We start from the raw sequence: 11,800 nt of genomic DNA on the forward strand, positions 1-11,800 counted from the left end.
GCCCGTACCCGCCCGTCCCGGGCCTCCCGCAGCCCGCACAGGGCAGCACGAGCGGTCCCGCGGTGGGCGGCCCCCAGCCGGAGCCCGGGCCGACGGCCCCGCCGGCACGATGAACCTCCGGTCCAACGGGGCGGACCACCCGGAGCGCGCCGCACACGGGGGCGACGCGATCCGGGGGTTCACCGTCCTCTACGACGCCCACTGCCCGCTGTGCCGGGCCGCCCGCAGCTGGCTGGCGTCGCGCGCGCAGCTCGTACCCCTGGAGTTCGTGCCGGCCGGCTCGACCGAGGCCCGGCGCCGCCTCCCCGGCCTGGACCACGCCGCCACGCTGCGCGACCTCACCGTGGTGGCCGACACCGGCGAGGTCTACGCGGGCGACGGCGCCTGGTTCGCCTGCCTCTGGGCGCTGGCCGATCACCGGTCGACGGCCGAACGCCTCGCCCACCCGCACCTGCTGCCGCTCGCCCGTCGGGTGGTGGCCACCGCCTCGTCGCTGCGCGAACGCGTCCGCGACCCGTGGCCCGGGCCGATCGAGGACCGGGCGGGATACGGTGACCCCGATGACCGATCAGACTGCGCCGACGACCGCTGCGGGTGAGCCGGCGACCGCGCGCGGCGAGCAGACCCGGCGGCTCATCCTGGACACCGCGATGCGGCTGTTCCGCGAGCGCGGGTACGCGCAGACCACCATGCGCGCCATCGCGCAGGAGGCCGGGGTGGCGGTCGGCAACGCCTACTACTACTTCGGCTCCAAGGACCACCTGATCCAGGAGTTCTACGCGCTCTCCCAGCTAGAACACCGGGCGGCCGCCCGGCCGGTACTCGACCGGGAGACCGACTTCGCCACCCGGCTGGCCGGGGTGCTGCACGCCGGCGTCGACGTGCTGACCCCGTCACACGACTTCGCCGCCAGCTTCTTCAAGACCGCGGCGGAGCCCACCTCGCCGCTGAGCCCCTTCTCCGCGGAGTCCTCCAGGCCCCGGCACGCCGCCATCGGCCTGTTCGCGGAGGTGCTGGACGGCTCCACCGCCAAGGTGGACCCGGAGCTGCGCCCGCAGCTGCCCGAGCTGCTCTGGCTGGCCTACATGGGGGTGGTCCTGTACTGGGTCCACGACCGGTCCCCGGGTCAGACCCGGACCCGACAACTGATCGACGGCGCGGTGCCGCTGATCGACCGGCTGGTGGCGCTGTCCCGGCTGCGGGTGCTGCGCCCGGTCACCCGCCAGGTACTCGATCTCGTTCGCACGCTGCGTCACTGAGGCGTCGCACCGCCTCAGGTGCTCCGCTCCAGGTCAAGTCCACTATTGGACAATTCCCGCCGGCCGGTGGCGTCTTGCCGATGAGCCGATCGATACGTAGCGTAATCAGCATCGAGAGCGACCGGCCCGGTGCCGCCGGTCGACCCGCCCGGGACCTGGGGGGAGGCTGCGGACCGTGGATCCGGCCCGGGATCCACGGTCCGCGCCCTGCCGTCGTTCGGCGTCCGGTACGGCCGTCAGCTGGGGTACACGCCGTACGACCGCCAGCCCCGGTCGGGGAAGCCGGCCGCCTCCGCCACCCGGGCCGACGCCGCGTTGCTGCGGTCGTGCAGGTAGGTCGGGACGGCGCCCTCGTCGAGCACCCGGCGGGCCGCCTGCGCGACAAGCCGCCGGGCCAGCCCACGACCCCGCGCGGCGGGCACCGTGCCCACCGCCAACTCGTGGCCGTGCGCGTCGTGCCGCTTGATCCCCACCCCGGCCAGGTAACGGCCCCGGTCGTCGCGGACCACGAGCACCGGGCGGTCGAACAACCGCAGCCAGGACGGCAGGCCGGACGCGGTCGGGGCGGTCCACTCCCCCGCCTCGGGTAGCGGGGCGGGGGCCATGCTCCAGCGGAAGACGTCGTCGTGGACCGCCCAGCCGGGACGGCCGACCGCCGCGGGCAGCCCGGGCAGCAGCCGCCCCACCCGCCCGCGAGCCAGGTCGCGGACCGCGGCCACCCGGTCCGGGGGCACCGAGAGCACGGTGCTGGCGCCGGCGCTGACCGCGATCGCCGGCCGGAGCCGCCCGTCCCAGGCGGGCCGGGCCCGCCGGTGCGACCCCACCACGTGCAGCCCGGGGCCTGCCGGCCACTGCCCGAGCCAGGTCGCCAGGTGCAGGTGGAGCCGCCGGTCGAGCATCGATTCACCTCCCTGAGCGCTCGGCACCGGTGGAGTCCGTGCCCGGTCGGGCCGATCAGCCGGTGCGCGGCGAGCGACCCGGCCGCGCCGCCGATCACCGTACGCCGGGCGTCAGCCGCCCGGCGTACGGTTCCGGTCAGTGGTGGGCGTGCCCGGCCTCGCGCCGGTCCGGCCCCGCGTGCTCCTCGTGGCCGTGCCCCGCGTGCTCCTCGTGGCCGTGCCCCGCGCGGTCGACCGGTGAGCCACCGTGCCCGCCGTGGTGGTACCGGTGGGTGACCGCGTGGCCGCGGCCACGGGCGATCAGGGCCCGGTTGACCGGCACCGTGACCACGAAGGCCACCGCCAGCGCGCCAGCGAGGCTGACCCAGAAGACCCAGCTCGCCAGGCCCGCCTCCATCGCGCCGGGGATGGCGAGCATGACGCCATTGTCGACGACCTCCATCACCGCGATGCTCACCGTGTCGGCGACGAGCGCCACCCGGACCGCGGTGCGCAGCGGCACCCCGGAGCGAAGGACCGGGCGGACGGTGAGCGAGTAGCCGAAGAGGAAGGCCAGCCCGACGGCGAGGCCGATGGTGGCCGGGTCGGACCAGCCGAGCGCGGTGCCGATGACCATGCCGAGCACCTCGCCGATCGCGCAGCCGGTGAGGCAGTGCAGGGTCGCCGTGATCGCCAGCCGGGTGAGATTCGCGTTCGTCATGCGCCGACCATATACCCCCTAGGGGTATGTGTCCAGGGCTCGCGGCCACCCCTCGCCGGACAACGTAAGGAGGTCGCAAGGGTTCGGCCCGGGCCGCCGCGGCTAGGCTGGCCCGGCACGAGGGAGGTGCCCGGTGGTCCAGCGGGTACTGGTCGTCGACGACGACCGGACGGTCAGCGACGTGGTCTGCCGGTACCTGGAGCACGCCGGCTACCAGGTCGCGCACGTCGGCGACGGGGCGGCGGCACTGGCCGCCGTCGCCGCGGAACGCCCGCACCTGGTGGTGCTGGACCTGATGCTGCCGGTGCTGGACGGGCTGGAGGTCTGCCGGCGGCTACGCGCCCGGCCGGACGGCGTACCGATCATCATGCTGACCGCGCGCGGCGACGAGGCCGACCGGATCCTGGGCCTGCAACTGGGCGCGGACGACTACCTGGGCAAGCCGTTCTCCCCCCGCGAGCTGGTGCTGCGGGTCGGCTCGGTGCTGCGCCGGGCCGGCGAGCCGGCCCCGGCGCCGCCGGAGGTGCTGGTCGACGGCGGACTGGAGGTGGAGACCGGCCCCCGGGTGGCCCGGCTGCACGGCCGGGACCTGACCCTCACCCTGCGCGAATTCGACCTGCTGGCGCACCTGATGCGGCATCCCGCGCGGGCGTTCCGCCGAGCCGAGCTGCTGGAACGGGTGTGGGGCTGGAGCTTCGGCGACCAGTCGACGGTGACCGTGCACGTACGACGGCTGCGGGAGAAGGTGGAGACCGACCCGGCGAACCCCCGGCGGATCGTGACCGTCTGGGGCGTCGGCTACCGCTACGAGCCGGCCGATGCGTGACCTGGCGCTGATCTTCGTAGCGGCGCTGGTGGCGGCGCTCGGTGTGGGTGCGGTCGGGGCGCTCGCCCTGCGACTGCTGCGCGGGCGGTCGATCACCGTGCACATCGTCGTCCTGCTGACGGTGACCGTGACCGCGGTGGTGGCCGGCGTGGTGGTGGTCGCCGAGGCGATGTTCCTCTCCGCGCACGACCTGGAGGTGGTGCTGATCACCGTCGCCGCCGCGGCGGTGGTGAGCCTGGCGGTGGGTTGGCTCTTCGGGCGCCGGCTGGCCGCCGCCGCGATCTGGGCGGACCAGGCCCGGCAGCGGGAACGGCGGATCGAACAGGGACGGCGGGACCTGGTCGCCTGGGTCTCGCACGACCTGCGCACCCCGCTGGCCGGGCTGCGGGCGATGGCGGAGGCGCTGGAGGACCGGGTGGTACGCGACCCGGGGACGGTGGCCGAGTACCACCGGCGGATTCGGGTGGAGACGGACCGGATGACCCGGCTGGTGGACGACCTGTTCGAGCTGTCCCGGATCAACGCGGGGGCGCTGCGCCTGTCCATGTCCGCGGTGCCGCTGGGCGACGTGGTCTCCGACGCCCTGGCCAGCGCCGCGCCGCTGGCCGCCGCCCGCGGGATCCGCCTGGAGGCGGCCGAGTCCGGCTGGCCGACGGTGCTCGCCAGCGAGCCGGAGCTGGCCCGGGTGGTGGGCAACCTGCTGCTCAACGCGGTCCGCTACACCCCGGAGGACGGCACGGTACGCGTCGACGCCGGGCAGGAGGCCGACACCGCCTGGTTGGCGGTGGCGGACACCTGCGGCGGGATCCCCGAGGCGGACCTGCCCCGGCTGTTCGACGTGGCGTTCCGGGGCGAGCCCGCCCGGACCCCGGGGCCGGGCAACGGCGCCGTGGAGGGTTCCGGCGGGCTGGGCCTGGCGATCGTGCGCGGGCTGGTTGAGGCCCACGGCGGACGGGTACAGGTGCAGAACGTCGCCGACGGCTGCCGCTTCGAGATCCGGTTACGGACGGCGGGAACCTGAGACATCGATCGGCCGTCATATCGATTTCCATACATGGACAACATTTCTTGGGACGGTATGGTCATGCCGAATCAGCCGAATGACCGGTACCAGCAGGACACCGAGCGACTCTGGCGTGCCACCCGGGCGGCCGGACGGTTCCCGGCCCAGCCGCCATACCGGGGCAACCGAGCCGTCGACGCGGACACGCTCTCCTGGGGCGAGCTGAACCGGCTGCCAGCCGGCGCCTCCACCCGCCACAACCTCAACCCCCGCTGACGCGCCGGCCGGCGCCTCCACCCGCCACAACCTCAACCCCCGCTGACGCGCCAGCCGGCGCCTCCACCCACCGCAACCTCAACCCCCGCTGACGCGCCGGCCGGCACCGCATCCCCGGCGGCGACACACCCGGGGCGGTCCACCGGGCTTTCGCACACCTGTCGGGTAACGTCTCCTGGTCCGGCATCCCGGCCTACGACAGGAGAAGCTCCGTACATGGGCAAGAAGACCATCCACGTCTCCGACTTCAGCGGCACCGTACTGCGGCCCGGCGACGAGGCGGTCCGCGTCGTCGTGCTGGAGCACCCCGACCTGGTGGCGGGGCCCGTACGGCTGGACGCCACCCCGGTCGAGGTGGAGAGCATCGACGACGCGGCCCTGGACGTCGCGGTGGTCGAGATCCACGACCGGCACGGCGGCGACGAACCGCGGCGGGTGGTGCTCACCGCGAGCGAGTTCGACGCGATGGCCACCGACATGCCGATGGCGCAGCTGCTCCGGACCGCCGAACGGGTCCGCCCGGCGAAGGCGCGCCGCGGCGCCGAGCGGCTCGACTACGGCACCATCGAGCATGCCGGCAAGCCGCACCGGGGGCGGGTCACCGAGGAGGAGGCCCGGCTGGTGCGCGAGCGGCTCGACGAGGTCAACAAGCGCCTCGCCGACGCCGGGATCCGCCAGATCGACCCGGCCGACCCGGAGCACGCCACCCGGTACGGCTTCCCCACCGCGCCCTGACCCCGGTCAGTCCTGCTGCGCGGCGGCCCGCACCGCCGCCGTCACAGCGGCCTCGGCGGCGGCCTTGTCGACGCCGAGGCCGCTGAGCACCCCGCGGCCGTCCTCCTGCTCCAGCAGGGCGAGCAGGATGTGCTCGGTGCCGATGTAGTTGTGCCCCAGCCGCAGCGCCTCGCGGAACGTCAGCTCCAGCGCCTTCTTGCCCTGCGCGTCGTACGGGATCAGGTCGGGGACCTTGGCCGACGACGGCGGCAGCGCGGCGGTCGCGGCCTCCCGCACCCTCTCCAGCGGTACGCCCTGCGCGACGATCGCCCTTGCGGCGAGCGCCTCCGGCTCGACCAGCAGCCCCAACACCAGGTGCTCCGGGCGGATCTCGGCGTGCCCGGTGGCCCGCGCCTCGTTCTGCGAGGCCATCACCACGTTGCGGGCACGGGGGGTGAACCGGCTGAAACCCTGCTGCGGGTCCAGCGGCGCGTCGGTCGGCTTCGGCACGAACCGCTTCTGCGCGGCCTGCTTGCTAACCCCCATGCTCCGGCCGATCTCGGTCCAGGACGCGCCGGAGCGGCGGGCCTGGTCCACGAAGTGCCCAATCAGGTGGTCGGCGACCTCGCCGAGGTACTCGGCGGCGAGGACGGCGTCGGCGAGCTGGTCGAGAGTGTCGGTGTGCACCTTCTTGATGGCCTCGATCAGATCGTCGAGGCGTACCGGGTTGCTCATCTGCACTGGCTCTGTCATACGTCAACCATAGGTTGACGATCTGCGATCGTCAACTACCGGTTGACGGTCCGTACGACGATGCCGTCCGGCAGCCGCCCTCCGAGGATCGGCACCATCCGGAAAGGTCTGGCGCGTCTCTCGCGGTGCAGCGGCCGCCGACCGAGAACCGGCCAGGGCTCGCGGACGCCAAGGACGGCGCGAGCCGGCGGCGCGGGTGCCGGCGCGCCCCCGAGCAACAGAGCGGCGGCCCACTCTTCCCCGAGCACCGAGCCTTCAGATAAGGAAAGAACGACGAAGGCCCGCTCGACCCCGCCTGTTCGCGAGGCGACAATGCCATCACCCGGCGTAGCTGTCCGCCTCGGTCCCGGCCCGGGAACTCGTCGCCGCTCGGGGCGGGTGGGTGTACGGCTCGTCGGACGGGCGGCAACTTGTCCTGGGTCGTAAAGGACGAGGCCGATGGCTGAGGGCACCAACCGGGATGTCGGGGACCGGATCGCCGGGGCCAGGCGCCAGCGGGGCATGTCCCGCAAGACCCTGGCGGACCTCGTCGGCCGGAGCGAGGAGTGGCTGCGGCAGATCGAGAACGGCCACCGCCGGCTGGACAGCATCGAGTGCGCGGTCCGCATCGCGGAGGTCCTCCACCTCGGCGACCTCATGACCCTGCTCGGCCTGCCGGCCCGCACGGGGGCCAAGCCCTCGGTCCACACCGCCCTGGTCGCGCCCGTCCGGGAGGCCGTGATGGACTGCGTCGCTGTCAACGCGTTCACGCAGCCCGACACCTGGTCGGAGGCGGCTGCCACCCTCGAGGCGGACGTCGCCGAGGCGGGGCGGCGGTGGCTCGGGCGGGCCGGACGGTACGGCAGCACGCTGCAACTGCTGCCTCGCCTGCTACGCGGTGCCGCCGCACGCCTGCACGCCACCACCGATCCCGTCGCGCTCCAGCCGGCGATCGCCGCCTGCCTGCTGGCCCGGACTGTCCTGTCCCGTATGGGCGAGGAGCAACTGGCCTGGCTCACCGCCGACCGGGCGCTGAGTGCCGCCGCCCGCGTCACCGGCCCGGCGCTGCCCGCCGCGGCATGGCACGTCAGTTCCTGCTACCTGGAGCAGGGGCACCACATGGAGGCCTACCGGTTCGCACTCGGCGCGGCGGAGTCAGCGACGGCCGGCGACTCACCCGAGACGGGCAACCACCGTGGCGCACTGCGCCTGCTGGCCGCGGAGGCCGCAGCGGCCCTGCTCGAGGTCGACCGCGCCGGCGAGCTGCTCAGCGTTGCCCGGGACGCCGCCACCGGACTCGCCGACCAACCCCAGCCCCACCTGGTCCCCTTCAACATGACCGAGGTCGGCATGGCGGCCGTGCAGATCGCGATCCACCTCGGCCACGGGGCCGAGGCCATCCGCCTGGCCTCCGAGGTGGACGTGCCGGACGCCTACCCGGCTGACCGGCAGGCCCGCCACTACATCTCCCTCGCCCACCTGCACGCGCGGCGCAACGAGGACGCCGCCGCCGTGTTCGCCCTCGGCAAGGTCGCCACCCTGTCGCCCGAGGACGTTCGCTACGACTCGCTGAGCCGCGAGGCGCTGCACCGTCTACAACGCCGCAACAACCTCACCGTACGCCGCGAACTGGCCCACCTCACCCGACTGGCCGGCATGACCTGACAGCGGACAGGGGCGCGGACACCAAATCCGGTGGCCTTGTCGTCCCCCATTTCCGGTGCGCCTTCGAGCCCCAGGTGAGTTGCGGTACCGGCCGTGCTCGCCGGATACGGTCATGCCTTGTCGCGCCTGCGTACGGCACGACAGAGCGGCCGTCCGCACGGCGGCCTCGGGTGGCTCCTCGCACTGGTGAGGGTGCCGGCCTGACCACAGATCCCGTGGAGGGGCGTCATGGACGCGACGAGGACTGATTCGGTGCTCGCAGAGACCCGACATATGCGGAGTCACATCAAAGGCGCGGCGGACCACCTGCGCAACGAATCCGCACCACTGCGAGAGCGCTCTCCCGAGCAGATCCTCTATCACCGTTACGTGACGGCCGGATCTCCGCACGGTCCGGTGATCTACGCGGTCAAGGGTGAGCACTGGAATGGCGTCTGTCCCGATTTCCTCGAATTCCTCAATTCATTCAGCTTCGACCGAGAGGACATGGGATACGCGGAGTGCGGCTACGGCATCCAGCGGCATCGCGACGTCATGCGGAAACTCATCGTCGAGGAACACCACCTGACGGGGCGGCAGCCGGGTGGTGGACTCGAGATCGATGTGGGCTGCCTGTCGATGACCACGAGGATGGCGATGTACGACCTCGCCAAGGTGGCCATGCGGCACTTCCGGAAGCGTGCGGCCGGAGGCAGACCGGCCGCCCTCGTACCGACGCCGGGCTGGGACTACCGCGGGATCTTCAGGGACGTCGGGTTCGACATCGTGTACCTGCCCATCCGACCCGGCAACGGCTGGCTGCCCGACCTGGAGGAATGGTCGTCCATCGTCCGGAAGGCGCGGGAGCGGGACGGCCGCCGCGTCGCCCTCGCCGTCAGCAATCCACAACACAATCCGACCGGCATGCAGTGGCCGGCAGACGTCACGACCCACCTGCTGCACCTCTGCGCCGCCGAGAGCGGCTACCTGCTCGTCGACGACGCCTACTACGCGGTGCACGACCCACGGGTCCCCCTGGTCAACGGCCTCAAGACCGTTCTGGACGCGTTCGACCGGAACGGCGGCGACAACGCCCTGACGCGGTCCGGGATGTTCGACCGCTGGGTCGCGACGCGCCCCTTCGGCAAACAGTTCAGCTGCAACACGATGGGGGTGGCGGCCATCACCGCCTCACCACGGCTGTTGCGCGACCTGGGGCGCGAGTCCTGGATCAATCGCTACCACTGCAACACCCACAACGCGGAGGTGATGTGCGCCTGGTTGAAGACCGCCGAAGCCGCCCGTTGGACTCTGGAGACGGGCATGTTCTACGCGCGCCAGAAGGAACGGGTCCGGCAGTACCTCGTCGATCGTATGGGGTGGCCGAGCAGTTCGGTGTGCGTAGGACCTTCCACCTCATATATGATCTTCGAGGTCCCGGCGGTGTACCACTCCATCCCGCAGGGCATCGACCGGTTTCGGGACGACCTCTTCTACGCGACCGGCACCATGATCTGTGCCTCGCTGTTCAACCAGGCGGCACCCGCACCGTACGTGCGGCTACATCTGGGCAGCCACTACGACATCATCGACGAGATCCTGCGCCGCTGGATCGTGGCAGGGCTGCGCTACGACCAGCCGGCCCCCTTCCCCGGACCAGCGGCGCTGACCCGCCCGATCGCTCGGCCAGAATTCCGGCGGCAGCAGGAGGGCCGCACGGTGGATGAGCATGTGCCTCTTCAGTGAACGGCTGAACATCCCGGCCGGCGCGAATGCACCCCTACCGCATGGCTCGGGTAGGGGTTACGCCGCGCAGGATGCCGGCCTCGGCACCCACCGGGGAACCGAGTCTCGGCGCGATGTGGATGCCGTCCGCTCATCGAGGTGGGCGGTCGGCCGACCCGGCGTCCGACGAATACCCGACGTATCCAGTTGACGACAGCGGATTTCTCTTCACCCCTGCCACCCCGCGCTGCCACGCTGCCACCGGGATGTCACTGTCTGAATGGGACGGTCGAGGGTGATGACAAAGCGCTGGTTGGTCACGGGGTGCTCAAGCGGACTCGGTCAAGCCCTCGCAGCCCGGCTCGCCGCCGAGGGAGAGCAGGTGGTGGCGACGGCCCGAAGGCTGGAGACCCTGGCCGGGTTGGCGGCGCAGCATCCGGGCAACCTGGTGGCCGCCGCGTTGGACGTACGGGATCCGGCGCAGTGCCACGCCGCGGTCGAGCGGGCGGTGACCACCTTCGGCGGCATCGATGTCCTGGTCAACAACGCCGCCTACGGACAGTTCGGCACCTTCGAGGAGGTCTCCGACGCGGAGCTCGCCGCGCAGTTCGACACCAACCTCTTCGGGTCGTGGCGACTCACCCGTGCGGTGCTGCCGGTGTGGCGGGCGCAGCGCTCCGGGCACGCGGTCTTCGTCAGCTCGATCGCCGGCATGGTCCCCTTCCCGGGGCTCGCCGCATACACCGCGAGCAAGTTCGCGCTGGAGGGTGCCGCCGAGTCCCTCGCCGCCGAGGCCGGGCACCTCGGGGTGAAGGTAACCATCCTGCAGCCGGGCGGCTTCGCCACCGGATACAGCTCCAACCTGGTTATGCCGGAGATCCGAATCGCGGACTACGCGCCGGTCAGCGACGGCATGCTCGGCGCGCTGCGCGGCATGAACGCCAAGGCGGAGATCAACTCCCCTGAGCTCTTCGCCGACGTGGTCTGGCGGCTCAGCCGGATGGAGTCGCCACCGCTGCGACTGCCGGTGGGTTCGGACACGGAGGCGTACCTGGAGGCCGCCTACGACGCCCGGCGCAGCGAGTACGACCGGGTCATCAAGGCCGGCCACCACACCCTCGACTGACGGGCCGTACCGGGTTGTCGTAGGACCCTCCCGACGGCGGGCTGGGTGGCCGGGGGCTGTTCGCGCGGCGCGGCGCCGGTGGCCCTCGCCCACGTACCGCCCGGCGCTGGGCACCGGCGCATGACGACGGCGGCTGGCTCGGCCTGACCGCGGCACCGCGGTGCGGGTCGATGCTCGGCGCGGCGCCGCCGATCCGCCCTGCCGGTGATGGTCCTCGTCGTCTTCCCGCGCTCCCCCGCCCGCCGGAGCCAACAAGGAGGGCGCGCCACCTTGTGGTCGATATAGGGCTGTATCGATTGACAAAGTTTATGATCCAAACTTATTCTGCGACCGATTCCGGCGTCGCTCCCACGCGGCGTCCGGCACGGTCACCCGAGGCGACAGCAACTTCTGACGAGGAGCGTCATGGCCGGACTGCGAGGCACGGTACGACGGACACGATGGCGGCTCGGCCTGGTCGTCAGCGGCATCGCGGTGCTGCTGGCCGGCGTCGGCCTGATGGTCACGGGCACCGCCCACGCGGCGGCGGGCTGCGCGGTGGCGTACTCCACCCCCAGTCAGTGGCCGGGCGGCTTCACGGCGGACGTGCGGGTGACCAATCTCGGCGAACCGCTCAACGGCTGGCGTCTGACCTGGACGTTCCCCTCCGGACAGCGGGTGACCCAGGCGTGGAACGCCACCGTCACCTCGTCGGGCAATGACGTCACCGCCACCAACGTCAGCTACAACGCCACCATCGCCACGAACGCGACGGTGTCGTTCGGCTTCAACGGGTCGTGGTCGGGCACCAACACGGCCCCTTCCTCGTTCGCCCTCAACGGGGTCACCTGCACTGGCGGCGTCGGCGGCACCACGCCGCCAGTGCAGGTGACCCCGTTGAGGGCGAACGAGGAAGG

General features: G+C 72.3%; 13 protein-coding genes. 10 read left to right on the forward strand and 3 right to left on the reverse strand.

Going from position 1 to position 11,800, the window contains the following annotated elements; all coding sequences use genetic code 11:
* Nucleotides 1–109 precede the first annotated feature (109 nt).
* Nucleotides 110–598 carry a thiol-disulfide oxidoreductase DCC family protein gene (locus C1I99_RS22710; RefSeq protein ID WP_111136240.1) on the forward strand — a complete coding sequence of 163 codons (489 nt, stop codon included), beginning with the start codon at nucleotides 110–112 and terminating at the stop codon, nucleotides 596–598.
* The gene (locus C1I99_RS22715) at nucleotides 561–1,259 is read left to right on the forward strand and encodes a TetR family transcriptional regulator (protein ID WP_111136241.1); all 699 of its coding nucleotides are present in this window, start codon (nucleotides 561–563) and stop codon (nucleotides 1,257–1,259) included. The genes C1I99_RS22710 and C1I99_RS22715 overlap by 38 nt, the downstream gene beginning before the upstream one ends.
* A 236-nt stretch (nucleotides 1,260–1,495) precedes the next feature.
* Here C1I99_RS22715 and C1I99_RS22720 read toward each other — a convergent pair whose 3' ends face one another.
* Nucleotides 1,496–2,158 carry a GNAT family N-acetyltransferase gene (locus C1I99_RS22720; RefSeq protein WP_111136242.1) on the reverse strand — a complete coding sequence of 221 codons (663 nt, stop codon included), beginning with the start codon at nucleotides 2,156–2,158 and terminating at the stop codon, nucleotides 1,496–1,498.
* Between the two features lie 136 nt (nucleotides 2,159–2,294).
* A complete protein-coding gene (locus C1I99_RS22725) occupies nucleotides 2,295–2,858 on the reverse strand; it encodes a DUF4396 domain-containing protein (RefSeq protein ID WP_111136243.1) in 564 nt (187 codons plus the stop codon).
* A 133-nt stretch (nucleotides 2,859–2,991) separates the two neighbouring features.
* Between C1I99_RS22725 and C1I99_RS22730 the strand changes: the two genes are divergently transcribed.
* From C1I99_RS22730 to C1I99_RS22745, 4 genes are all read left to right on the forward strand, one after another.
* On the forward strand, nucleotides 2,992–3,684 hold the full coding sequence (locus C1I99_RS22730) for a response regulator transcription factor (protein WP_111136244.1): 693 nt from the start codon (nucleotides 2,992–2,994) through the stop codon (nucleotides 3,682–3,684).
* Nucleotides 3,677–4,705, forward strand: coding sequence for a sensor histidine kinase (locus C1I99_RS22735; RefSeq protein ID WP_111136245.1), 1,029 nt, complete (start codon nucleotides 3,677–3,679; stop codon nucleotides 4,703–4,705). Before C1I99_RS22730 ends, C1I99_RS22735 begins: the two co-directional genes overlap by 8 nt.
* A gap of 63 nt (nucleotides 4,706–4,768) precedes the next feature.
* Nucleotides 4,769–4,963: a DNA repair protein gene (locus C1I99_RS22740; RefSeq protein WP_111136251.1), complete on the forward strand. Its 195-nt coding sequence runs from the start codon at nucleotides 4,769–4,771 to the stop codon at nucleotides 4,961–4,963.
* A gap of 216 nt (nucleotides 4,964–5,179) precedes the next feature.
* Nucleotides 5,180–5,698 carry a hypothetical protein gene (locus C1I99_RS22745; protein WP_111136246.1) on the forward strand — a complete coding sequence of 173 codons (519 nt, stop codon included), beginning with the start codon at nucleotides 5,180–5,182 and terminating at the stop codon, nucleotides 5,696–5,698.
* Nucleotides 5,699–5,704: 6 nt separating this feature from the next.
* On the opposite strand, the gene C1I99_RS22750 is transcribed toward C1I99_RS22745, so the two are convergent.
* The gene (locus C1I99_RS22750) at nucleotides 5,705–6,430 is read right to left on the reverse strand and encodes a Clp protease N-terminal domain-containing protein (RefSeq protein ID WP_111136247.1); all 726 of its coding nucleotides are present in this window, start codon (nucleotides 6,428–6,430) and stop codon (nucleotides 5,705–5,707) included.
* 438 nt (nucleotides 6,431–6,868) lie between these two features.
* Between C1I99_RS22750 and C1I99_RS22755 the strand changes: the two genes are divergently transcribed.
* The 4 genes from C1I99_RS22755 to C1I99_RS22770 all read left to right on the forward strand — a co-directional run.
* Entirely contained in the window at nucleotides 6,869–8,074 is a 1,206-nt protein-coding gene (locus C1I99_RS22755) for a helix-turn-helix domain-containing protein (RefSeq protein ID WP_111136248.1), read from the forward strand.
* A 228-nt stretch (nucleotides 8,075–8,302) separates the two neighbouring features.
* A complete protein-coding gene (locus C1I99_RS22760) occupies nucleotides 8,303–9,799 on the forward strand; it encodes an aminotransferase class I/II-fold pyridoxal phosphate-dependent enzyme (RefSeq protein ID WP_199562353.1) in 1,497 nt (498 codons plus the stop codon).
* 277 nt (nucleotides 9,800–10,076) lie between these two features.
* Nucleotides 10,077–10,904: an SDR family oxidoreductase gene (locus C1I99_RS22765; RefSeq protein WP_111136250.1), complete on the forward strand. Its 828-nt coding sequence runs from the start codon at nucleotides 10,077–10,079 to the stop codon at nucleotides 10,902–10,904.
* Nucleotides 10,905–11,309: 405 nt separating this feature from the next.
* The coding region (locus tag C1I99_RS22770) for a cellulose-binding domain-containing protein (RefSeq protein ID WP_199562354.1) at nucleotides 11,310–11,800 on the forward strand (491 nt) is incomplete at its 3' end.

The sequence above is a fragment of the Micromonospora deserti genome (assembly GCF_003236335.1).
Lineage (GTDB): Bacteria > Actinomycetota > Actinomycetes > Mycobacteriales > Micromonosporaceae > Micromonospora > Micromonospora deserti.